21 protein-coding genes, 1 tRNA gene and 1 rRNA gene (1 of these 23 only partly in view) are annotated in these 23667 nt (G+C 58.9%); 8 read left to right on the top strand and 15 right to left on the bottom strand.

Features of this window, described 5'->3' with window-relative positions; genetic code table 11:
- The 3 genes from ACSQ16_RS17150 to msrP form a co-directional block, all read right to left on the bottom strand.
- Nucleotides 1-106, bottom strand: a 16S ribosomal RNA gene (locus ACSQ16_RS17150); it reaches 1358 nt to the left of the window's first position.
- Between the two features lie 640 nt (nt 107-746).
- Nucleotides 747-1367, bottom strand: a complete 621-nt coding sequence (msrQ, locus tag ACSQ16_RS17155; RefSeq protein ID WP_243262210.1) for a protein-methionine-sulfoxide reductase heme-binding subunit MsrQ — start codon at nt 1365-1367, stop codon at nt 747-749.
- A gap of 76 nt (nt 1368-1443) precedes the next feature.
- Nucleotides 1444-2349, bottom strand: coding sequence for a protein-methionine-sulfoxide reductase catalytic subunit MsrP (gene msrP / locus ACSQ16_RS17160; protein WP_093927928.1), 906 nt, complete (start codon nt 2347-2349; stop codon nt 1444-1446).
- A gap of 123 nt (nt 2350-2472) precedes the next feature.
- On the opposite strand from msrP, the gene ACSQ16_RS17165 reads away from it, so the two are divergent.
- The gene (locus ACSQ16_RS17165) at nt 2473-2904 is read left to right on the top strand and encodes a DUF302 domain-containing protein (RefSeq protein ID WP_243262209.1); all 432 of its coding nucleotides are present in this window, start codon (nt 2473-2475) and stop codon (nt 2902-2904) included.
- Nucleotides 2905-2987: 83 nt separating this feature from the next.
- Here the strand turns inward: ACSQ16_RS17165 and clpB are convergent, their stop codons facing one another.
- A complete protein-coding gene (gene clpB / locus ACSQ16_RS17170) occupies nt 2988-5603 on the bottom strand; it encodes an ATP-dependent chaperone ClpB (RefSeq protein ID WP_243262208.1) in 2616 nt (871 codons plus the stop codon).
- 355 nt (nt 5604-5958) lie between these two features.
- Between clpB and ACSQ16_RS17175 the strand changes: the two genes are divergently transcribed.
- Both ACSQ16_RS17175 and pyrF read left to right on the top strand, forming a co-directional pair.
- A complete protein-coding gene (locus tag ACSQ16_RS17175; protein WP_243262207.1) occupies nt 5959-6273 on the top strand; it encodes an orotidine 5-phosphate decarboxylase in 315 nt (104 codons plus the stop codon).
- A gap of 244 nt (nt 6274-6517) precedes the next feature.
- Nucleotides 6518-7213 carry an orotidine-5'-phosphate decarboxylase gene (gene pyrF / locus ACSQ16_RS17180; protein ID WP_243262206.1) on the top strand — a complete coding sequence of 232 codons (696 nt, stop codon included), beginning with the start codon at nt 6518-6520 and terminating at the stop codon, nt 7211-7213.
- Nucleotides 7214-7404: 191 nt separating this feature from the next.
- Here the strand turns inward: pyrF and ACSQ16_RS17185 are convergent, their stop codons facing one another.
- Entirely contained in the window at nt 7405-7830 is a 426-nt protein-coding gene (locus ACSQ16_RS17185; protein WP_243262205.1) for an NUDIX hydrolase, read from the bottom strand.
- 60 nt (nt 7831-7890) lie between these two features.
- On the opposite strand from ACSQ16_RS17185, the gene ACSQ16_RS17190 reads away from it, so the two are divergent.
- On the top strand, nt 7891-9144 hold the full coding sequence (locus ACSQ16_RS17190) for a DNA polymerase IV (protein WP_243262204.1): 1254 nt from the start codon (nt 7891-7893) through the stop codon (nt 9142-9144).
- Nucleotides 9145-9146: 2 nt separating this feature from the next.
- Here ACSQ16_RS17190 and ACSQ16_RS17195 read toward each other — a convergent pair whose 3' ends face one another.
- Entirely contained in the window at nt 9147-10007 is an 861-nt protein-coding gene (locus ACSQ16_RS17195; protein ID WP_243262203.1) for an N-formylglutamate amidohydrolase, read from the bottom strand.
- Nucleotides 10008-10153: 146 nt separating this feature from the next.
- Here ACSQ16_RS17195 and ACSQ16_RS17200 point away from each other — a divergent pair.
- From ACSQ16_RS17200 to ACSQ16_RS17215, 4 genes are all read left to right on the top strand, one after another.
- Nucleotides 10154-10228, top strand: a tRNA-Val gene (locus ACSQ16_RS17200).
- A 76-nt stretch (nt 10229-10304) separates the two neighbouring features.
- Nucleotides 10305-10430 carry a type B 50S ribosomal protein L36 gene (ykgO, locus tag ACSQ16_RS17205; protein WP_005850168.1) on the top strand — a complete coding sequence of 42 codons (126 nt, stop codon included), beginning with the start codon at nt 10305-10307 and terminating at the stop codon, nt 10428-10430.
- 127 nt (nt 10431-10557) lie between these two features.
- Nucleotides 10558-11430 (top strand): glutathione-dependent disulfide-bond oxidoreductase, encoded by an 873-nt coding sequence (gene yghU / locus ACSQ16_RS17210; protein WP_243262201.1) that lies wholly within the window; start codon nt 10558-10560, stop codon nt 11428-11430.
- A 127-nt stretch (nt 11431-11557) separates the two neighbouring features.
- Nucleotides 11558-12574, top strand: coding sequence for a Fe(3+) ABC transporter substrate-binding protein (locus ACSQ16_RS17215; protein WP_093927920.1), 1017 nt, complete (start codon nt 11558-11560; stop codon nt 12572-12574).
- A 103-nt stretch (nt 12575-12677) separates the two neighbouring features.
- Here ACSQ16_RS17215 and ACSQ16_RS17220 read toward each other — a convergent pair whose 3' ends face one another.
- The 9 genes from ACSQ16_RS17220 to ACSQ16_RS17260 all read right to left on the bottom strand — a co-directional run bounded on the left by ACSQ16_RS17220 (nt 12678) and on the right by ACSQ16_RS17260 (nt 23585).
- On the bottom strand, nt 12678-14348 hold the full coding sequence (locus ACSQ16_RS17220) for an ABC transporter permease (protein WP_243262200.1): 1671 nt from the start codon (nt 14346-14348) through the stop codon (nt 12678-12680).
- A 53-nt stretch (nt 14349-14401) separates the two neighbouring features.
- On the bottom strand, nt 14402-15628 hold the full coding sequence (locus ACSQ16_RS17225) for a phenylacetate--CoA ligase family protein (RefSeq protein ID WP_243262199.1): 1227 nt from the start codon (nt 15626-15628) through the stop codon (nt 14402-14404).
- Nucleotides 15629-15709: 81 nt separating this feature from the next.
- Nucleotides 15710-16546 (bottom strand): ABC transporter ATP-binding protein, encoded by an 837-nt coding sequence (locus ACSQ16_RS17230; protein WP_243262198.1) that lies wholly within the window; start codon nt 16544-16546, stop codon nt 15710-15712.
- 69 nt (nt 16547-16615) lie between these two features.
- Complete coding sequence (locus ACSQ16_RS17235; RefSeq protein ID WP_093927916.1) at nt 16616-17896, bottom strand: ABC transporter substrate-binding protein; 1281 nt, start codon at nt 17894-17896, stop codon at nt 16616-16618.
- A gap of 81 nt (nt 17897-17977) precedes the next feature.
- Nucleotides 17978-19054: a branched-chain amino acid ABC transporter permease gene (locus ACSQ16_RS17240; RefSeq protein ID WP_243262197.1), complete on the bottom strand. Its 1077-nt coding sequence runs from the start codon at nt 19052-19054 to the stop codon at nt 17978-17980.
- A 63-nt stretch (nt 19055-19117) separates the two neighbouring features.
- On the bottom strand, nt 19118-20107 hold the full coding sequence (locus tag ACSQ16_RS17245) for a branched-chain amino acid ABC transporter permease (protein WP_243262196.1): 990 nt from the start codon (nt 20105-20107) through the stop codon (nt 19118-19120).
- Between the two features lie 56 nt (nt 20108-20163).
- The gene (locus ACSQ16_RS17250) at nt 20164-20982 is read right to left on the bottom strand and encodes an ABC transporter ATP-binding protein (protein WP_243263115.1); all 819 of its coding nucleotides are present in this window, start codon (nt 20980-20982) and stop codon (nt 20164-20166) included.
- 50 nt (nt 20983-21032) lie between these two features.
- Nucleotides 21033-23003: an AMP-binding protein gene (locus ACSQ16_RS17255; protein WP_243262195.1), complete on the bottom strand. Its 1971-nt coding sequence runs from the start codon at nt 23001-23003 to the stop codon at nt 21033-21035.
- 159 nt (nt 23004-23162) lie between these two features.
- The gene (locus ACSQ16_RS17260) at nt 23163-23585 is read right to left on the bottom strand and encodes a c-type cytochrome (RefSeq protein ID WP_243262194.1); all 423 of its coding nucleotides are present in this window, start codon (nt 23583-23585) and stop codon (nt 23163-23165) included.
- Nucleotides 23586-23667 lie beyond the last annotated feature (82 nt).

Consider the following 23667-nt stretch of genomic DNA (forward strand, 5'->3'; position numbering starts at 1 on the left):
CGCGTTACTAACCCGTCCGCCGCTAGACCCGAAGGTCTCGCTCGACTTGCATGTGTTAGGCCTGCCGCCAGCGTTCGTTCTGAGCCAGGATCAAACTCTCAAGTTGAAAAGCTATTGCTAGCTTATCCTTGACGTCGAACCTCTGCACATCGACCTGTATCCCTTACTGAAAGATACAAGCCATTCTCTGTTTGTTGTGCTTCAGCTACAAAGTAGCGAAAGCCGTCCAAACAGTGAAGCTGACACTCTATCATCGGACCTAAACCCTAAGAGCGCGATATACAGACGTTGATCCATCGAATGAACCAAACCGCCCACATATCTCTTCAGATATCAAATTTTCAAACAGCGTTGAGACAAAAGAAACTGAGATGCGCCCTATAACCTTGGCGCGCCCCGCCTCTAATACCTCGAATTTTTATCCACCTTCCGAACCGAACCTAGCGTCTCCGCTCCCGTCCGCCCCGTCTGGCGCCCCGCCGCTGCATCTCTGCGCCGCCGGTAGAGGGGGTTCTAAGGTTAGACGCACAAACCCGCAAGCCCTTTTTCTGGGTTTTATGTACTTTTTGTGAAGCCCAAGAATAATATAGTTTATACAATAACTTAGGCAAATCTGACCCCTGCAGAAATTCTCGCCACCAACCTCCAAACAATAAGGCGATGTTAACGCCACCAGTTATCCACAGGCTATGGCGCTTTGTGCGACGAATCCGAGGCACGAATTGGTGAGCTCCCGCGGCTCCGAGTTATCCAGCCTGCGAAAATCGTCGGAAGATGCGCCTATGGGGCAAACGGTAGATCAATAGGGCTAGGATCAGGCCAGCGTAGACCAAAGGCTCTAACTGAAACCCCTTAGCGAGCCACAGAAAATGCAACCCAGCCAGAAGTGCCGCGACATAGGTAAGCCGATGGAGCTTGCGCCACCGCGCCCCTAATTTGCGCAGCGACCAGTTGTTCGATGTGGCTGCTAAAGGGGCCAAACAAAGGAACCCCGCCATTCCGATGGTAATGTAGGGACGTTTGAGGACATCCGCCCAAACACGTGACAGCGCCTGCACATCAAGAACGGCCCAAACCATGAGGTGTGCAAGTGCATAGACAAAGGTCATGACACCGACGGCCCGGCGAAATCTCAGAAGATTAATGCCTGTGGTTCGACGTAGCGGGGTAATCGCCAAGCCGACGATCAACAGACGCAGCGCCCATAAGCCATAGACATGCTCAAGCGCCTTTACCGGATCGCGACCCAGCCCACCGTTAAGCCCTTGATAAAAGAACCACGGGATCGGCAGGGCCAGCAGCAGGTAGACGGACCAGACAGGAATACGCCGGGCAAGACCGTTCAGGCTGTCAATCAGACCGGCCATCACTCCGCCACCCTGCCCCGTTTAGCCCCTCCGCCGGGGCGCCGAAAATCGCTGTGCATATATAGTGTGTCACGCATCAGAAGTTCGCGGTTAGGTCCATACCTTTGTAGAGGCCTACGACTTCTTCTTCGTAGCCGTTGAACATCAGCGTCGGCTGCCGGCGCGCGAACAGCCCGCCACCGATGGGCCGTTCATCGGCTTGCGACCAGCGTGGATGGCTCACCTCGGGGTTCACATTACTATAGAAACCGTATTCGCGCGGCCCGGCTTTGTTCCAACTGGTGGGGGGCTGTTTGTCTGTCAGGGTGATCCGCACCACAGATTTGATCGACTTGAACCCGTATTTCCACGGCACCACCAAACGGAGTGGTGCGCCATTCTGATTAGGGATGTCACGGCCATAGATGCCGGTCGCCATGATCGTCAGCGGATGCATCGCTTCATCCAACCGCAGACCTTCGACATAAGGCCAGTCCAATACCGGGAATCGCAGGCCGGGCATTTCCTCGGGGCGGTAAGCGGTTTCAAAGGCGACGTATTTCGCACCGGATTGCACGCCCGCCATATTCAGTAGATCGGCAAGCTCAAACCCGTTCCATGGCACCACCATTGACCATGCCTCGACACAGCGTAGACGGTAGATGCGCTCTTCGACGGTCATGGCCTTCATGATATCTTCGAATGCGTAGTCGCCCGGCTTATCGACCATCCCTTCGATCGACACCGTCCAAGGGGCGGTTGTCAGTGCATCGGCGTATTTCGCAGGGTCGCCCTTGTCGGTCCCGAACTCATAGTAATTGTTGTATTGGGTGATATCTTCGTAATCGTTCGGGGTTAGCCCCTCTTGGGCCATCGCCCCCTGCCCCAAGCCAGCAAGGCCCAGCCCTGCCGCCGCACCGCCGATAATCTGCCGTCGGTTCAGATAGATCGCCTCGTCGGTAACGTCCCGATCCGTAAGTTGGTTAATCCAGCGATTGGCCATTTCTGCGCTCCCTACTATAGTTAATGAAAGCTAGCGCCTGCCGCAGACTGTACCAAATCCTTTCGTCAGGATTTCAGCCAGCACACCGGAATGTCAGGTGCCGTTATCCAAAGGAGTACCGCCATGGTTCGTTTCATACTCGCAGTCGCCTTGATGGCCAGCGCAGCCCACGCCGACGAGATGGTCACCTATACCACCGACCAAAGCTTCGGGGATGTAACCTTTGGGGTAGAGAACGCCATTCTTAACCAAGGGCTGGTGCCTGAGAATGTCAGCCATGTCGGTGAAATGCTTGACCGCACAGGTGCGGATGTTGGCTCTGACGTGCAGGTGTTTGAAGCAGCCGATGTGTTCAGCTTCTGCTCGGCATCGCTGTCACGCAAGGTGATGGAGGCCGATCCGATGAATGTGGGTTTCTGCCCCTACGATATCTTTGTCATGCAACTGCCTGAAAGTGACGAGGTGACAATTGGCTACCGCGCTTTCCCCGAAGGGCCCATGCAAGAGGTGCAAAGCTTGTTGGACACAATCGTGAAGGAAGCAATTGGCGAGTAATCTCACATGATCGAAGCATCCTTCGATTGAGAACCTAAATGGGCCGGAGCTATCCCCGGCCCATTTTTATTATCGTCTAACGCTCAGTGTACCGTGGCATCATCCGGCTTAGGACGGTTCGAGGCAGCGATCTGATCGCCAATGATCAACCCATCGGCACCGGCGCGAACGGTGACGGTATCGCCGTCCTTTACATCCCCGGCCAGCAGCATCTCTGCCAGCGGATCCTGCACGGTGCGCTGGATCACCCGCTTGAGTGGCCGCGCGCCGAAGACCGGATCATAGCCCTCATCCCCCAGCCATTTCCGCGCAGCATCATCCAGATCAAGCGTGATCTTCCGCCCGGCCAGCCGCTTGAGCAGCCGTGCCATCTGGATCGTGACGATGCCGTCCATATCCGCACGGCCCAGACGGTCAAAGATGATCGTCTCATCCAGACGGTTTAGGAATTCAGGCCGGAAATGCGCCCGCACTGCGTCCATCACGTCACGTTTGGCCTGCGCCATGTCTCCGCCATCTGGCAATTGGCTGAGCGCCTGCGCGCCAAGGTTCGAGGTTAGGATGATCAGCGTTTGCTTGAAATCGACCGTGCGGCCCTGACCATCGGTCAGCACACCATCGTCAAGCACCTGCAACAGCACGTTGAAGACATCCGGATGCGCCTTTTCGACCTCGTCAAAGAGCACAACCTGATAAGGACGCCGCCGCACCGCTTCGGTCAGCACACCGCCCTCATCATAACCGACGTAACCCGGAGGGGCACCGATCAGACGGGCCACCGAGTGTTTCTCCATGAACTCCGACATGTCGATGCGTACCATCGCATTGTCGTCGTCAAAGAGGAACTCGGCCACGGCCTTGGTCAGTTCGGTCTTACCCACACCGGTTGGCCCGAGGAAGAGGAAGCTGCCCAGCGGGCGATTCTCGTCGTTCAGCCCAGCACGCGCACGGCGCACCGCATTGGCGACGGCTTTCACAGCGGCACTCTGCCCAATCACCCGGCCATGCAGCTGGTCTTCCATCCGTAGCAGCTTGTCCCGCTCCCCTTCGAGCATCTTGCCCGCGGGGATACCGGTCCAACGCTCCACCACGCTGGCAATCTGATCCGGGCGCACAGCCTCTTCGACCATCATGTCATCCTCACGGCCTTCGGCGGCTTCAAGGTCACGTTCCAACTGCGGGATCACGCCATAAGATAGCTCGCCCGCGCGCGCGAGGTTGCCTTCGCGTTTCGCGATGTCGAGTTCGGCCCGCGCTTGGTCGAGCTTCTCCTTGATATCACGCGCCCCGGCGAGCTTGTCACGCTCGGCCTGCCATTGCGCCGTCATCTCGGCGCTGCGGTCTTGCAGATCGCTGAGGTCTTTTTGCAAAGCCTCCAGCCGATCCTTGGATGCGGCATCGTCTTCCTTCTTCAGCGCTTCGGCCTCGATCTGAAGCTGAAGGATCTGACGGTCCAGCGCATCCAGTTCTTCAGGCTTGCTATCGACCTCCATCCGCAGACGGCTCGCCGCCTCGTCCATCAGGTCAATCGCCTTGTCGGGCAGGAAACGGTCGGTGATGTAGCGATGGCTGAGCGTCGCCGCCGCGACCAGCGCGGTGTCGCTGATGCGCACGCCGTGGTGCAGCTCATACTTCTCTTTAATACCGCGCAGGATCGAGACGGTGTCTTCGACCGTCGGCTCCTGAACCATCACCGGCTGGAAGCGCCGCGCAAGTGCTGCGTCTTTTTCGACATATTTGCGGTATTCTTCGAGCGTGGTGGCACCCACACAGTGCAACTCACCCCGCGCCAGCGCAGGTTTCAGCAGGTTCGACGCATCCATCGCGCCGTCGGCCTTACCGGCACCGACCAGCGTATGCATCTCGTCGATGAAGAGGATCACCTCGCCCGCAGCGTCGGTAACTTCAGTCAGAACAGCCTTGAGCCGCTCTTCGAACTCACCACGATACTTCGCGCCAGCGATCAGCGCCCCCATGTCGAGCGCGAGCAGACGTTTGTTGCGCAGGGATTCAGGCACGTCACCATGTACGATGCGCAGCGCCAAGCCTTCGGCGATGGCGGTCTTACCGACGCCCGGCTCACCGATCAGCACCGGGTTGTTCTTGGTCCTACGGCTGAGCACCTGCATCGCGCGGCGGATTTCTTCATCCCGACCAATGATGGGGTCGATTTTGCCCTCTTCGGCCCGCGCGGTCAGGTCGAGGCTGTATTTCTCCAAAGCCTCATAGCTGTCCTCCGCCGTCGCGCTGTCGGCTTTGCGGCCCTTGCGCACGTCATTGATGGCGGCGTTCAGCCCTTGGGCCGTTACCTTACCAGCTTCCAATGCAGCTTTCGCACCGGATTTCACCAAGCAGAGCGCAGTCAGAATGCGTTCGACAGTGACGAAACTATCGCCCGCTTTCTTGGCCATGGTCTCGGCCTCGGCCAAGACCTTGGCTGTGGTGCCGTCCAGATAGACTTGCCCCGCATCGCCGGTAACTTTCGGGATTTTGCCAAGCGCGAGGTCAAGCGCCTGCATCACGCGCGCACCATCGCCGCCTGATGCCGCGATCAGGTTGCGCGCCAGCCCCTGGTCATCGTCCAGCAGTGCTTTGAGTACATGTTCAGGGGCCAGCCGCTGATGGCTTTCCCGTGTTGCAATGGTCTGCGCCGCTTGAATGAAGCCGCGCGATCTTTCCGTGAACTTGCTCAAGTCCATGGGTCTCTCCTTTTCTACAAGCGCCCTAAAATGCTGCGCCCGACAAGTGGCACGCAGCGGTCTGAGCCTCGATATCAATTTGGGAAGTGGGCCCGTCGGTTCAAGACCGTTAGGCCGCAAATTACTGCTTAGTGAGAGGCAAACAACAGGTGGAATTCAACCAATAAGGCAAAAATACGGCAAATTCGCGTCAAAAAATACAACCCTATGCCCTTGAAATAAAGGCATTGTTAACTTTTATCCACAGAAGATGTAACCATAATGAAACCATTTGACTGCCTCTCGCGTTTACCCACCAGACGAGAGCAGGACTGCAAGACCTGCCAAGGTTCAGAAGAACGCAAGAGGTGAAACGATGCAGACGCGCCCTACCCAGTTGACAGATGTCACATATAATGCGGCCACTCAGTGTTTCGAAGCGCTAGTGACTGTTCAAGACGGTGAACAGATGCGCCGCTATGCCTGCGCCATTGAGGCGCCGATCACCATGTCATTCCGCGATGCCGCTGACGGCCTCTCCCGCCAAGCACTTCGCCGCCACGCCCAGAAGCGTGGCATGAGTTCCGAAGTATTGCGCCACGTCCCCGCTCAGCGGGCCGGACGCCGCAGCTTTGATCCGCTGCGTTGGCTGGAAGAGGTCATGGACCTCCCCGGCCGCGACGCAGCCTAACCCCCTTCCGCGCGGCTCCTGCCTGCCGCGCGGCTGCCCGCGGACCTGCCGCCACCTCATCTGTCCCGAGTTGGCGATCCGCATACCAGAGACCAGTGCCTGCCTGCTAAGTCTCTGAACACTTGGCCCGGACCCGCGATGCGGTGTTCGGGCCTCTTTTTTGCCTGCTACCCTCATGAAAGATGGACTTGCCCCGCGCCGCGGCGTAGGTCAAAGCCGTTTGAAAATTGGCAGGAGCCCTCACATGTCTGATGACCGTCTGATCGTCGCCCTTGATGTTCCCCACGCGGTCGCGGGGATGGAATTAGCCCAGACCCTGGGAGAGGCCGTGGGCTTTTATAAAATCGGCCTTGGCATGCTGACGGGTGGCGGGCTGGCACTGGCCAACGAGCTCAAACAGGAACATGGCAAGCGCATCTTCTTTGATATGAAACTTTTCGATATCGGTGCCACGGTCGAAGCTGCAGTGCGTGGACTGGCACAGTTCGATTTAGATTTTTTGACGGTCCACGGCGACCCGCATGTGGTGGCGGCTGCTAAACAAGGTGCGGCAGGCACCGATATGAAGATCCTCGCCGTTACGATCCTGACCTCGCTAGACCGCGCCGACCTTGACGCGGCCCTGATCCAATCGGGCGATCTGAAAGATTTGGTACTGACCCGCGCAGGCCGCGCATTGGATGCCGGGGCCGATGGTGTCATCGCCTCACCCCAAGAAGCTGCCGCTATCCGCGCGTTGCCCGAAGCGATGGGCAAGCTTATCGTCACTCCCGGCGTACGTCCTCAAGGTGCTGCTCTGGGCGATCAAAAACGTGTTGCGACACCGGGACAGGCCATCTCAGATGGCGCCGATCACATTGTTGTGGGCCGTCCAATCTGGCAGGCCAAAGACCCAGCCGCTGCCGCCCGTGAAGTGTTGCGGGAAATTTCCAAGCATTAACAAAGCGCTTCCCGACCTCTGTAGCAAATCGACCACAGGGCGGCGGGATGCACGTGCCACACAGCCATCATCGTTAGGCCAGATCGCCCCGACATGTTATGTTGAACTCAGGTGATACTCCCCGACGAACTGGTTCTTCCTGATGTTCGTCACCTCCCCCCGCTCACACAAGCGGGGGGCCTTTATTCCCCTCAAATAGCTTTAATTTTGTCGGCACCCGACTGCCCCAGATAGACCCGAAGCCTGTCCTGAAATGCGGGCACGGCGCGGGGGTGGTTCAAAAACTCTTCTTCCTCCATCAAACGCCAACGCTGTCCCTCGTTGCCAAATACGATCTCAGCCTCCGCATGCGCCGGTAGATGCGCGACGAAAAACCATTTGGTTAGCCCCGCCTCGTCAAAACTGCCCTGCCAGATCACCGCGTCCTCCGGCACAGCTATCCCCAACTCCTCGTGACATTCGCGCAGCGCACAGGCCAGCGGGGTCTCTTCTCCTTCACGCCCGCCGCCGGGCAAATCCCAATGATCGGCAAAAGGCAGCCCCGGCGTGTCATCGCGTAGGATCACGGCCAGCTTTCCACCAAGATAAAGCGCCAGCTTGGCCCCTTCAAAGCCCATGGTTAAACCTCCGCGATTTGTTTAGAGTTGTTGCCCGAACCCTGCCCTCTCGGTGTGTCCATGGCTACCCTCTGTCGCGACTGTTTGAACGAAATCCCGCCTGCGCGGCGCTGTTCGCGCTGTGGCAGCCCGCGTGTGCTGTCACATCCCGAGCTTTTCGACTTGTCGATCGCCCATATGGATTGTGACGCCTTCTATGCCTCGGTTGAGAAACGCGACAATCCCGAACTGGCCGGCAAACCCGTTATCATCGGCGGCGGGCGGCGCGGCGTTGTGTCGACCGCCTGTTATGTGGCGCGCATCCGTGGGGTGCGTTCAGCAATGCCGATGTTTCAGGCGCTCAAGCTTTGCCCCGAAGCGGTGATCATCAAGCCCCGGATGGAGGCCTATGTCGAAGCCTCCCGCGCCATTCGCGCGATGATGGAAGAAATGACCCCGGCGATTGAGCCTCTGTCGCTCGATGAAGCCTTCCTCGACATGACCGGCACCGCGCGGCTACACGGCCAGCCGCCCGCAATGATGCTGGCGCGGCTGGTGCGGCGGATGAAAATGGAACTGGGTCTGACCGGCTCTATCGGACTGAGCCATAATAAATTTCTAGCCAAAGTCGCCTCGGACCTCGACAAGCCGCATGGGTTTTCGGTGATTGGCGCAGGGGAAACGGCGGATTTTCTGCGCGACAAACCCGTCGGCATGATCTGGGGCGTTGGAGCGGCCACGCAAACCTCTTTGGAGAAGGCAGGCATCCGCAGCTTTTCCGATCTCCTGCGGTGGGAGCAAACCGATCTAATCGCCCGCTTTGGCAGCATGGGCGACCGGCTGTGGCACTTGGCGCGGGGCCAAGACAAACGCCGCGTATCGCGCCACCGTCCGGTAAAATCGATCAGCAATGAAACGACATTCTCTGACGATACAGGAAACGCCGAGATTCTTGACGGGCACATCTGGCGACTGGCGGAAAAGGTCGCGGACCGCGCCAAGGCCAAGGAGATGGCAGGCCGTGTGGTGACGTTAAAACTCAAACGCGCCGATCACTCTTTGCTATCGCGTCGCCTGTCGCTGCATGAACCGACGCAACTGGCCGACCGCATCTACCGCACGGCCCGCGCGCTGTTTGATCAGGTCGAACATCGTAGCTCCTACCGTCTTATCGGCGTCGGCTTATCCGATCTTTCCGGAGCCGAAGGGGCGGATACGGGGGGCGATTTGCTCGACCCCGGCGCGGCGCAGCGCAGCAAGGCCGAACGCGCCGCAGATAGCATCCGCAGCAGATTTGGCGAAAAAGCGATCCTAAAAGGGCGCGCCCTGCGCTGAGATTACTCCGCCGCCAGCGGCAGGCGTTCTTGTCCAATCTGCGCCACGTCGGCCACCACCCGTTGCAGCGCTGCCTGCACCGCCTCGAATGCGCCATTAGGGCGAATCAAACGCTCATTCATATAAAGCGCCCGGTCGATCTCAACCTGCACCGCGTGCTGTCCGCGCGAGGGGCGGCCATAGGCTTGGGTAATGTAGGCCCCGGCAAAGGGCGAGTTGCGCGTCACGATGAAACCAGCATCCACAAATGCCGCTTCGATCCTGTCGACAACCTCCCCTCCGGCCGCCGCGCCGAAACGGTCACCTAGCACGACATCAGGCCGCCGCATGCCGCTGCGCGCCACGCCGTCCATCGCTTCGTGCGGCATGGAATGGCAATCAACCAGCACTGCCTGCCCGTGGCGACGATGCGCCCGCGTCAGGAGTTCCTGCAATTTGCTATGATAGGGCCGCCAATAGCTATCGATTCGCAATTGCGCCTCTTCTTGCGAGAGCTTGCCGCGATAGATCGCGCGTCCATTGGCCACCACGCGAGGAATCACTCCCAATCCAGAAGCCACACGCGGGTTATGCCCCTGCCGCGGGATTCCTTCGATTACAGACGGGTCCAATTCTTCGGGCGCACGGTTGAGGTCGATATAGGCCCTCGGCGCCCCTGCTTTGATAAACGAAGCACCGTAGCGCGGCGCACAATCAAACAATTGATCGACAAACGCATCCTCAGAAGACCGGATTGCATGTTCATCCAAGATAGAACGCCGTAGGAAGGAGGCCGCATAATCACGGCCCGAATGAGGGGACGCAAAGACCACGCAAGACAGGTTGCGGTCCGGATGCAGTACTTCGTAGGCGGTCATTGGCATAATAAATCCCTCTAAGTCGAACATAGCGTGTTTATTCCGCGCCAAAAGCCCTTGATCCCGCCGCCGACTCCTTTTATAGCACCCAAACGGCGCGAAATTTCGCGCCCCATTTTTTGTGTGGGGCCGAGTTTGAAACGCCGTTAAGTGGGTGATTAGCTCAGCGGTAGAGCACTTCGTTGACATCGAAGGGGTCACTGGTTCGATCCCAGTATCGCCCACCATTTATTCATCGACCCGCCTTGGCGGGTTGCCCGCAACCCAGGCGCTGGCCCGCGCCACGACATGAGGAGACCACCTATGAAGGTTCGCAATTCGCTCCGCTCGCTCAAGAATCGGCATCGCGATTGCCGTGTTGTGCGTCGCAAAGGCCGCGTTTACGTCATCAACAAAACGCAGCGCCGGTTCAAAGCCCGTCAGGGCTGAGACTTGCAGCAATTCGATTTTAAAGGCCGCTCCTTCTGGGGCGGCCTTTTTCGTTGTGGTTAAGTGCTTGCAACCCCCGCCCAAAACCCCACTTTCAAGGCAGACCTGAATAACAAGGAAGACCATCATGTCGGACACGCCCGAATATACGCCCGCCAAAGTTTGGAAATGGGAGGCTGAGAGCGGCGGCAAATTCGCCAGCACCAACCGCCCCATTGCCGGTGCGACCCATGACAATGAGCTGCCCGTGGGCGAACATCCGTTTCAACTGCATTCGCTGGCCACGCCGAACGGGGTGAAGGTCACGGTGATGTTCGAGGAACTGCTAGAGGCCGGCCATAAGGGGGCCGAGTATGATGCGTGGCTTATTGATATCTCTGAGGGTGATCAGTTCGGCTCTGGATTTGTCGAGGTGAACCCAAATTCCAAGATCCCCGCGCTGCTAGACCGTTCCGGCGACACGCCACAGCGCGTTTTCGAATCGGGTGCGATCCTGCTTTATCTGGCTGAAAAATTTGGTGCGTTCTTGCCGACCGATCCCGCCCGCCGGACCGAGGCGTTGTCGTGGCTATTTTGGCAGATGGGCAGCGCGCCTTATCTTGGCGGCGGCTTCGGCCATTTCTACGCTTACGCCCCAGAGAAGTTCGAATACCCCATCAACCGTTTTGCGATGGAAACCAAGCGTCAGCTTGATGTGATGGACAAGCATCTGGCCGAGCATGAGTATTTCGCCGACGAATACTCCATCGCCGATATGGCGATCTGGAGCTGGTATGGCCAGTTGGTACTCGGGCGGCTCTATTCCGCGGCAGAGTTCCTCGACGTGGCCTCTTATAAAAACGTCATGCGTTGGGCCGAGGCGATTGATGCGCGCCCCGCCGTGACCCGTGGCCGTATGGTCAACCGCGCCTTTGGCGATGACCTGTCGATGCAACTGCGTGAGCGTCACGATGCCAGCGATTTCGACACCAAGACCCAGGACAAAATCGGCAACAACTAACCGCGCCGCCCCCGACCCTCTCGGTCGGGGGCCATGATTCCAATTCTGATTGAATTGGTTGCAGGAATGCTCAAAATCTGTTTCTTACTGTTTCAGTCAAGTTATCCCAATGGAACAGGACCCTGATATGACCCTCTGCAAAACATCGACTGCTGCCGCCGCGCTGATGTCGCTGGCCCTTCCCGCGCTAGCCGATGGCGAGCTGAACCTCTATTCCTCGCGTCACTATGACACCGATGAGCGGCTCTACTCCGACTTCACCGAAGCAACCGGCATCACCATCAACCGCATCGAAGGCAAAGCCGACGAACTGCTGGCCCGTATGGAAGCCGAGGGCGCGAACTCCCCGGCGGATGTTCTGCTGACTGTCGATACAAGCCGCCTCAAACGCGCGAAAGACATGGGCCTGCTGCAATCCATCGAGAGCGACACGCTCGAAGAGCGCATCCCCGGCAACCTGCAAGACGATGATAACCAGTGGTTTGGCCTGTCGCAGCGCGCGCGGATCATCTTTTTCAACAACGAAACGCTGGACAACCCGCCCGCAACCTACATGGACCTCGCCGATCCGGCCTACAAAGGTCAGGTCTGCATCCGGTCGTCCACCAACACCTATAACCAGACACTGCTGGCTTCGATCGTCACCCACGAAGGCGAAGAGGCCGCAACCGAATGGGCGCAGGGCGTGGTCGACAACATGGCGCGTGCACCTCAGGGCGGCGACACCGACCAGCTGCGCGGCATCGTGTCGGGTGAATGCGACATCGCTGTTTCCAACAGCTATTACTTCGCCCGTGCGATCCGCACCGACGTAGACGGCGTGAGCGATGAGATCGGCAAGATTGGCCTGATCTGGCCCGACCAAGAAGGCAACGGCGCGCATATGAACCTCTCTGGCGGTGGCGTAGCCAAGAACGCACCGAACCGCGAGAATGCGGTGAAGTTCCTTGAATATCTCGCCTCCGATCAGGCGCAGGTCTACTTCTCGGCGGGCAACGATGAGTTCCCAACCGTGGAAGGCGTCGAACTGGCCGATAGCGTGAAGCAACTGGGTGAGTTCAAAGCCGATGAAGTGAACCTGTCGGACGTGGCCGAAAATATCGGCACCGCGCAGAAAATCTTTAACACGGTTGGCTGGGAATAAACCCTACCAAAACCGGATTAGAGAAAGGCGGGTTTTCGAACCCGCCTTTTTTTGTAAGACAGTAACTACCCCGGTCCGGAACCAAGCCACAGACCATCGATCACTAACGCTGCCGACCTACCTGCCGACAGATCAAGATCACCGGCAGCAACCCCATCGCAACGATCACAAGGCTCGGCACAGCCGCGCCGTTCAACCGCTCGTCACTCGCCAAGCGATACGCTTGAACCGCCAGCGTGTCATAGTTGAAGGGCCGCATGATTAGCGTCGCGGGCAATTCCTTCATCACGTCAACGAACACAATCAACAGCGCGGTCAGCAGGCTAGGCGCGAGAATCGGCAGATGCACCCGTCGCAGCGTGCCCAATGGCGTCTGACCCAACGACCGCGCAGCAGCGTCCATATTGGCATGAACCATTGCCTGCCCGCCCTCGTAAGCGCCCAAAGCAGCAGCAAGGAAACGCACCAGATACGCCAGCACCAACAGCCAGATTGACCCGGTGATCAGCAACCCGGTGGAAAAATCAAAAGTCGCCCGCATCCAAGCGTCTAATGCATTATCGAACATCGCAAAGGGCACCAGCAGCCCCACGGCGATCACCCCGCCCGGCACGGCGTAGCCCAGCCGCGCCACATATGCCGCGCCCTGAGAAACCCGGCCCGGCCGCAACCGTCGAAAGAACCCCACACTGATCGCCGCCAAGACTGTCAACAGCGCAGCGATACCCGCCAATGTCACAGAGTTGCGCATGAATCCAAGGTAGCGTGGGCTGAAAAGGTTCTGTTCAGACTCCAACCCCATGGTGACAAGAATAACCACCGGCAGCACCGCCCCAAACAGCACCGGCACACCACACAAAACAAGTGCCGCCGCCGCCTGCCAGCCCGTCAACTCCGAAGGTGGCGCCGATTGCGTGCGCCGGGCAGGATCATGGTACTGGGCTTTGCCGCGCTGCGCGCGCTCAAGCATCGCCAAAAGTAATGCAAAGCTCAGCAAACATAGCGCCAACTGCGCGGCGGCGGCGCGGTCGAACATAGAAAACCAACTGGTGTAGATGCCCGTGGCAAAGGTCTGAACGCCGAAATAGGCAACCGTCCCGAAATCCGCAATCGTTTCCATCACCGCCAGCAACACGCCGCCCGCAATAGCGGGGCGGGCAAGGGGCAAGCTGACTTTGAAGAACGCGGACCACGCGCTTGATCCAAGCGCACGCGCGGCAAGAAAGGTCGTACTGCTTTGCTGGAGGAATGCCGCGCGGGCCAGCAGGTAAACATAGGGGTAAAGCACCAGCACCAGCATCGCGGCGGCCCCACCCAGCGAGCGGATTTCCGGAAACCAGTAGTCGCGCGGCCCCCAGCCCGTCACATCGCGCAGGGACTCTTGAACAATGCCGGGATGATCCAGCACATGTGTATAGGCGTAGGCCAGCACATATGCCGGAAAGGCCAGCGGCAGCACCAGCGCGATTTCCAAAAACTTTGCGCCGGGAAAGCGTGTCATGGTAACCAACCACGCCGCGCCGACACCAATGGCAAAAGTGCCCGCCGACACCAACAGCACCAGTAACAGTGTCGTAGTCGTATAGCGGCCCAGCACCGTCTGGATCAAATGCTGTACCGTTTCTGTCCCACCGCTAAGTGCTGCGATCAGCACCGCAAGCATCGGCAGCGCACAGAAAGCAGCCACAGTCAGGGCCACACCTGACAGGGCGCGCAGCCCGTCGCGGGCGCGGGGCGGTTTGGTCGTGTTCGTGGAAGCGGCGTTCAGCGTCATGCCCCTATTTCGACGATTTCACTAGGAAATGCCAGAGGGCGCAATGCGGCATCCTAATCGTAGCTTCGCTGGTCCTCGATCACCAATCCATCACGCGGCAAGGAGCCGGGGGAGACCAATTCGACCTTGCCCTTCAGCTTGAGCAGATCGGCCACGGATTGCGCGTAGCGCGCTTCGTCCCCATTCGCGGTCTCAATCTGCACGGTCATCACATCCGCCTCGCCTTCGCGGCTGGCGATGACACGGGCCTTTTCAATCTCGGCGTGTTGGGCCACCAATGCTGCCACCTGTTCAGGGCGAACGAACATGCCTTTGATTTTCGTGGTTTGATCAGCGCGGCCCATCCAGCCTTTGATCCGCTTATTCGTACGTCCACAGGGGCTTTCGCCTTCGAGCACGGCACTCAGATCGCCAGTGGCGAAACGGATCAGCGGGTAATCAGGGTTGAGAGTCGTCACCACAACTTCGCCCACCTCTCCGGGCGCTACAGGGATGCCGGTTCCGGGGGTGACAATCTCGACGATGATTTGTTCGTCGACGATCAGCCCCTCCATCGCGGGACTTTCATAGGCGATATTGCCCAGATCAGCGGTGGCATAGGATTGCAGGCAGGTGATGCCGCGCTCCTCATAATAGGCGCGCAGGCTGGGAAACAACGCACCGCCGCCGACGGCTGCTTTGGTGATCTTTAGATCAACGCCCATCGCGTCGGCTTTCTCCAAAATCACCTTGAGGTAATCCGGCGTGCCCGCATAGGCGGTCGAACCCACATCACGGGCGGCGGTGACCTGAAGCTCGGTCTGGCCGGTTCCGGCAGGGAGCACAGTTGCCCCCACCGCCCGCGCACCGGATTCGAAGATCATGCCCGCGGGGGTCAAATGGTAACCAAAACAGTTATGCACGATGTCGCCCGCGCCGATGCCTGCGGCATGTAGGAAGCGCCCCATGCGCCACCAATCGGGATCATTGCTCGAAGGCTCATAAATCGGGCCGGGCGATTGAAAAACATGACTGAACTCATAGACCGGCTTGGTGGTGAAACCGCCAAAAGGCGCCTGTCCCGCCTGCGCCTTGCCAAGCTCTGATTTGCGCAGCACCGGGAGATCGGCAAGGGCCTCGACAGAGGTGATCTGCGCCGCGTCCACCTCTTTCAGCGAATCACCATAACCTGAAAGCCCTTGCGCACGGGCAATCTGCTGCGGCAGCGCCTTGGCCAAATCAGCGGCGCGTTCAGTGGCGCTGCGGGTTTCCAGATCGTCGAAATGGGGCTTGGTTGGCATCCCTGTCACTTTCCTGCTACGGCATCACTGGAGAGGGCATAAGCCCGGCTCGGTTGCCTTTTTGATTTCAGTCTCGGGCGCTTAGCTCAGCCAGCGCTTCCGGCGGCGGTAGCTGCGTACGTCGCGGAAGCTTTTGCGGCCCTCGTCGGACATGCCGAGGTAGAATTCCTTCACGTCTTGGTTCTCTCGCAGGTCTTTGGCGGGGCCATCCATCACCACGCGACCGGATTCAAGAATGTAGCCGTAATGCGCAAAGCGCAGCGCGACGTTGGTGTTTTGCTCCGCCAACAGGAAGGTCACGCCTTCTTTCTCGTTCACCGATTTAACGATCTCGAAAATCTGCTCAACCAATTGCGGGGCAAGGCCCATCGACGGCTCATCCAAAAGGATCGTCTCAGGGCGGGACATTAGCGCGCGGCCAATGGCGCACATCTGCTGCTCACCGCCCGAGGTATAGCCTGCCTGCGAACGGCGTCGCTCTTTCAGGCGGGGGAAATAATCATAGACCATCTCAAGATCACGCTGGATCGCGGCATTGCCGTCGGTGCGGGTATAGGCACCGGTTAGCAGGTTTTCTTCGATGGTGAGGTGCTCAAAGCAGTGCCGGCCTTCCATGACCTGCACGACACCCTTTTTCACGGTTTCGGCTGGATCTTGGTGTTGGATCGGGCCACCACGGTATTTGATTGAGCCTTTGGTGACCTCTCCACGTTCCGAAGCCAAAAGCCCCGAGATCGCCTTGAGCGTCGTGGTCTTGCCCGCGCCATTGCCCCCCAGCAGCGCAGTGATGCCGCCCTTGGGCACGTTCAGGCTCACGCCCTTAAGGACAAGGATGACGTGATTGTAGATCACCTCGATATTGTTGACCTCAAGCAGGTTTTCGACCGCGACGTCATTGGTATTTGCAGCATCCAGCATGGGAAAGACCTCTCTTGGGCTTGGAATGTCCCCCGGCCACCCAAACAGGGCAGCCGGGGGATATCGCGTTTAGCAGTTGCCTTCGATGGCGTTTTCAGTCGCGTAGGCCGATGCGTCCTCATCGATCAGCGGCTGGATCACGTCTTGATCCGACTGCATGAAGTCCGACACGAGGTTCCATTCCTTGGCTGTCGCATCCCACTGGGTCACAGCCACGAAACCTTCGCCGCCGTGGTTTTCGCAAGAGACCGAGAATTCAGGGCCGAAGTCCGGCAGGCCAAGGGCCGCCATCTTTTCTTCGGTGATCTCTAGCTGCTCCATCCCATCGCGCATTTGGCCGCTGCTGATATCTGTGACACCGTGGATTTCCTGCGCTGTGCGGGCAGCTTCGGCCACCAGCATCGCGGCATAGATGCCCCGGTTGTACAGCACCGAACCCACCTGATCGCCAGCACCGGCGGCTTTACCCGCATCGACAACGTGCGTTTTCAGATCGTCATAAAGCGGATAGTCAGAGCCCACATTGTGGAACGTCAGCGCCTTATAGCCATCGGCCTTGGCACCCGCCGCAAGAACGTCGTTTTCCGAGCCGGACCACCAGATGCCGATGAACTTGTCCATCGGGAAGCGGATGTTGGCAGCTTCCTGAACCGCAACTTGGTTCATCACCCCCCAACCATACATGATCACATAGTCAGGCTTGTCGCGGCGGATTTGAAGCCACTGCGACTTCTGCTCCTGACCGGGGTGATCGACCGGCACTTCCTTCAGCTCAAAACCGTGCTTTTCGCTCAGTTCTTGCAGCGTGCGGATCGGCTCTTTGCCGTAAGCGGAGTTGTGGTAGACCAGCGCGATTTTCTTGCCGCTCAGATCGCCGCCTTCTTGCTCCATGATGTGTTTCACCGCGACCGACGCGCCATCCCAGTAGTTTGCAGGGAAGTTGAAAACATGGCTAAAGGTGTTGCCGTCCTTGGCCGAGGTACGGCCCAAACCGGAGGTCAACATCGAGATGTCATCGGCGGTGACTTTGGGGATCAGCTGGTAGGTGATGCCGGTCGAGAGCGGCTGATAGACCAACGCGCCTTCGCCCTTGGTCGACTCGTAGCATTCCACGCCCTTCTCGGTGTTGTAGGCGGTCTCGCACTCCGGCACGCGGATGGTTTCGCCACCGATGCCACCGTCACGTTCGTTCAAAAGGGTAAAGTAATCGGCATAGCCGTCAGCGAAGGGGATGCCCCCTGCGGCATATGGTCCGGTGCGGTAGCTCAGCGATGGAAAGACAAGGTCCGCCATCACGGGGCTTGCGGCCATCAGGCCAGCTACGGCCAGTGTTCCCAGTTTATATTTCATCGGTGTTTCCTCCCTTGGATTGTCCGATTTGGGTGTGTGGGCCGGGTTTCCTCCCCCCGCCTCAATTCTCGTGGCGCCCCCTTAGTGCGGGAAGGGCCACAATCTCAGTTTTTCCTTGGCAACGCGCCAGAGCTGCGCCAGCCCGTGGGGTTCTGCGATCAGGAAGATGATGATCAACCCGCCGACGATCACAAGCTGCAAATGCGCCACGATATCCGTGGGCCAGCCCAGCCAGTCGACGCCGACGATCTTCAGCAGCACCGGCAGCAACACAAGGAACGCCGCCCCAGCAAAGCTGCCAAAGATGCTGCCCAAGCCGCCGATGATGATCATGAAGAGCACCAAGAAGCTTTTCTGGATGCCAAAGGCTTCGCCGACTTCAACCGCGCCCAGATAGATCGAAAAGAACAGCGCGCCGGAGATGCCGATGAAGAAGGAACTGACCGCAAAGGCCGTCAATTTCGCCCGCAGCGGGTTCACCCCGATGATCTCGGCCGCGATGTCCATGTCGCGGATCGCCATCCATTTGCGGCCCACAGAGCCGCGCGTCAGGTTGCGTGCCACCAGCGCCGAGAAGACGGTAAAGATCAGGCAGAACATATAGGTGGCCCAAGCTTCGGCGCTCGGTCCGGTGATCAGGATGCCAAAGGTGTCACGCTCTGGCGCGCTGATCTGACCCGAAGCCGAATAGTTGTAGAACCACGGCACCCGGTTGAAGAGCCAGACAAGGAAGAACTGCGCCGCCAGCGTCGCCACAGCAAGGTAGAACCCCTTGATCCGCAGGCTCGGAAGACCGAACAGCGCCCCAACGGCAGCGGTAATCACACCGGCCAGCAGGATATGGATGAACATGCTCACATCCGGCATCGCCGTCATCAGCTTGTAGCAGGCATAGGCCCCCACCGCCATGAAACCGCCCGTGCCGAGGCTCACCTGCCCGCAGTAGCCCACGAGGATGTTCAAGCCAATCGCCGCAATGGCGTAGATCAAAAAGGGCAGGAACAGCGAGTTGACCCAGTAGTCATTGACCATGAAGGGAATGACAAAGATCGCGACAAAAAGCACCACATAGTAGCGGTAGCGGTCGAACTTGATCGGGAAGGTCTGCTGGTCTTCGGCGTATGTCGTGCTGAAATCGCCTGCTTCACGATAGAACATTAGACTGATTTCCCTTCTGCGATCTTTGTATCGTTGGATGCACAGCGGCGCATCATGCCTGTATCAAACGCGCTCAATGATCTTCTCCCCAAACAGGCCCTGCGGGCGGAAGACGAGGAAGACGAGCGCCAGCATATAGGCGAACCAGTTCTCGGTCGCGCCACCAAGGAAGGGGGCACCGATCAGGAACTCGAATAATTTCTCGCCCACACCGATGATCAGCCCGCCGACAATCGCGCCGGGGATTGAGGTGAAACCGCCCAGCATCAGCACCGGCAGCGCCTTCAGCGCGATCAGCGACAGCGAGAACTGCACGCCCGATTTAGCGCCCCACATGATGCCCGCGACCAAGGCCACGAAACCCGCCAGCGACCAGACCAAGATCCAGATGAAGTTGAGCGAGACCCCCACCGACAGTGCGGCCTGATGGTCATCCGCCACGGCCCGCATCGCGCGGCCCTGTTTGGTGTATTGCGCAAACATCACCAGCCCGATCACAAGGATCGCCGCGACGATGGAAGCCACGATATCGAGGTTGTCGATAAAGAACCCGTAGCCAGTGGCCTCAAAAGTGAACTCATCAATCCAGACGTTGATGCCCTGCGGCAGACCCACGTCGAGTGTCTTGATCTCGGACCCCCACATCAGGTCGCCGACACCTTCGAGGAAATAGGCCAGACCGATGGTCGCCATGAACAGAATGATCGGCTCTTGTCCCACGAGGTAGCGGAACACGAAACGTTGCACGCAATAGGCCAGCACGATCATCACGATCATGGTTAATACGATGGCAAGGAAGGCGGGCACATGCCAGCCAAAGTGATGCACTTCGGTGCCCAAGATCGCGTTGATCAGATGGCTGAAGGGCACCTGCCCCTCCATGATCCCGACCAGCGTCAGCGCGGCAAAGAGCGCCATGACGCCCTGCGCGTAGTTGAAAATGCCCGAAGCCTTGTAGATCAGCACGAAGCCAAGCGCGACGAGCGCATAGAGCACCCCGGCCATCAGCCCGTTCATGAAGACTTCGATTGTAAACGCCAGTTGCTCAGGCATCATTGGCCCTCCCCAAAGTCAGAACGGCTGTGTCATTGCGGGTGATGGTGCGGTGCTCAGTCATGGGCCACCCCCAGGTAGGCGTCGATCACCTCTTGGTTGTTGCGCACGTCATGGGGCGAGCCGTCACCGATCTTGCGGCCATAGTCCATCACCACGACGCGATCGGAAAGGTCCATGACCACGCCCATGTCATGCTCAATCAGCGCGATGGTGGTGCCGAATTCGTCATTCACATCGAGGATGAAGCGGGACATGTCCTCTTTTTCCTCGACGTTCATACCCGCCATCGGCTCATCGAGCAGCAGGATCGTCGGCTCAGCCGCCAAGGCGCGGGCCAGTTCAACGCGTTTCTTCAGACCGTAGGGCAGACGCGCCACCGGCGTCTTGCGGATCGCTTGGATTTCCAGAAAGTCGATGACCTTCTCGGCAATCTCGCGGTTCTCGATCTCTTCGCGCTCGGCCTTGCCCTTCCACAGCGACTGCGCCAGCAGACCCGATTTCATCTGGGTCAAACGGCCCGTCATGACGTTGTCGAGCACCGACATGCCCTCAAAAAGCGCGATGTTCTGAAAGGTCCGGGCAATGCCCTGCTGCGCTACCTGATAGGGTTTCATCGGCGGACGCTGAGCGCCTTTGTACCAAACCTCACCCTCCTGCGGGACGTAGAAGCCACTGATTACATTGAGCATCGAGGACTTGCCCGCCCCGTTCGGCCCGATGATCGCGCGGATTTCGCCCTCGCGGATGTCGAAGGAAATGTCCTTGATCGCCTCCACGCCGCCAAAGCGCAGGGTGATGTTTTTCATCTCCATCACCGTCGGGCCGATTGTGCGGCCGTCCTCGGTGACATAGCTGTCAGCCTGATCTTTCACGCTGTCCCTTTCCATAGTTCCCGCCTGCCCGGCGCTGGCCTGAGCCGCGCTCATTCCGCTGCCATCTTGTGGCTGGTCGGCTGCACCGCGGCGTCGCGAATTTCGAGCGTCGCCTTAATCGAGCCCTTGCGGCCGTCCTCGTAGGTCACTTCCGTCTCGGTGCTGACCTGTTTGGAGCCGTCATAAAGCGCGGTGATAATATCGGCGTATTTCTCTTCGATGATCTTGCGGCGCACTTTGCGGGTGCGGGTCAACTCACCGTCGTCGGCGTCCAACTCTTTGTGCAGCACAACGAAGCGGTGCACCTGACAGCCCGAAAGCATCTCATCCTCGGCGACCGAACGGTTCACCTCCTCCACATGGCTTTGAATCGTGTCCATCACCTGCGGATGCCGCGCCAGTTCTTGGTAAGAGGCGTAGCCGATGTTGTTACGCTCCGCCCAGTTGCCGACCGCCGTGAGGTCAATGTTGATGAAGGCGGTGCATTCGTTGCGCTGGTTGCCGAAAACCACGGCCTCAAGGATGTTGGGGAAGAACTTGAGCTTGTTCTCCACATATTTCGGCGCAAAGAGCCGCCCGTCGGCCATCTGGCCCACGTCCTTGGCGCGGTCGATGATGCGCAGGTGGCCCGAGCCCTCCTCGATAAAGCCCGCGTCGCCCGTGGCGACCCAGCCTTCGGCATCTTTGGTGTCTGCGGTGCTTTCGGGGTTCTTGTAGTATTCCACAAAAACACCCGGCGAGCGGTAGAAGACCTCGCCATTGTCGGCGATCTTCAACTCCACGCCCGGGCAGGTCACGCCCACGGTATCGCTGCGCACCTCGCCGTCTGGCTGGGCAGTGATGAACACCGTCGCCTCGGTCTGGCCGTAGAGCTGCTTGAGGTTGATACCCAAGCTGCGGTAGAAGTCGAAGATCTCCGGCCCGATCGCCTCACCGGCAGTATAGCCCACCCGCACGCGGCTGAACCCCAGCGTGTTTTTCAGCGGGCCATAGATCATCAACTCGCCCAGCGCATATTTCGCACGGTCCATGAACGACACCTTTTTGCCGTCCAGAATCGCGGGGCCAACCTTGCGGGCATGGGCCATGAAAGTGTCGAAAAGCCATTTCTTAAAGCGGCTCGCGTCTTCCATGCGGATCATAACGCTGGTCAGCTGCGTCTCGAACACCCGGGGCGGGGCGAAGTAATAGGTCGGCCCGATCTCGCGCAGGTCGACATGCATGGTGTCGGCGCTTTCAGGGCAGTTGGTGCAAAACCCGGTCCAAAGCGCTTGGCCCACGGAGAAAATGAAATCGCCCACCCATGCCATCGGCAGATAGGCGAGGATCTCGTCATTGCGCTTGAGGTTGTCGAATTCCGACGACGACTTCGCCGTCTCAATCACGTTGCGGTTGCTCAGCACCACGCCCTTGGGCTTGCCGGTGGTGCCCGAGGTGTAAAGCATCACGCCGGTCGAGTCGTAATTCAGCTTGGCCTGACGCGCCTCCAACTCGGCGATGTGCTTCTCGCGATTGGCGCGGCCCAGTTCCTGCACGGCGCTGTATTGGTCAAGCTTGGAGTGGTCGTATTTACGCAGGCCCCGCGGGTCGAGATAGACCATCCGCTCAAAGTCGGGCAGCTGCGCCTGCACTTCGATGATCTTGTCGACCTGTTCCTGATCGCCCACCACGGCGATGCGCGCCCCGCAGTGGCCCATGACATAGGCCATCTCTTCGGCGTTGGCGTCTTGGTAAAGCGGGACGGGGATGGCGCCAGCCATCTCTGCCGCGATCATTGCCCAATATAGATATGGTCGGTTACGCCCGATAACGGCGACGAAATCGCCCTCATCCAGTCCCAGCTCCAGAAATCCGAGCGCCAGCGCCTCAACCTCGTCGCGGGTTTGCGACCAGGTCCAACTTTGCCAGATCCCGTATTCCTTCTCCCGGTAAGCGGGGGCGTTTGCGAATTCACTTGCGTTGCGATGCAACAGCGCCGGCACGGACTGAGGTCCGTCGGCACGCGTCAGCGGCTTAGCCAAATTGTCTTCCTCCCATGCCCGCCCTCCCCGGCGGGTTCGATCGCTTGTGCGATCCTATGATCTCACAAGTGACGTTGTCTTAGGTGTGGAGGTCAACTTTTTCCTGATCTTTTCAGAATCCTAACGAATTGTTACAGCGCGATTTAGCTCCCTTCGCGGCTAGTCGATGCCGTTGGCACGCTGCACCTCGCGCACATAGGTCACGATGGATTTGACCTCGGCCGGGGTGATCCCTTCGACTGGGGGCATATTGCCAAAAGACCAGTGATGCTGGCGCACGCCATTGGTTGCCGCGACCATGAAGGCCCCGTCTCCATGATGGCTGGGCTCATAAATTTTATGGATCAGCGGCGGGCCTGCGCCTTCGCGCCCGGCGGCGTTATCCCCGTGACAGGCCGCGCATTTCGCTTCAAATGCACGCGCGCCGATCTGCGCCTGCTCGCTCAGGCTGTCCGGCAAGGTGACGGCTGCCATCGCCGCGCCGCTTGCCGTGGGGGCCGGGGCCTCTTCGGCACGCCACCACATATATCCGCCAATCGCGACCACCGCAGCCACCGCCACCATTCCAAAGTTCTTGTCCATGCTCTGCCTTTCGGGTTTCATTTGCCGCGCTTCTCCGGGCCTCCAGCGCAAGAAGGTCAAGCGCCATTTGGCCTTTCCTCCG

Source organism: Sulfitobacter sp. SH24 (genome assembly GCF_965641895.1).
Taxonomy (GTDB): domain Bacteria; phylum Pseudomonadota; class Alphaproteobacteria; order Rhodobacterales; family Rhodobacteraceae; genus Sulfitobacter; species Sulfitobacter dubius.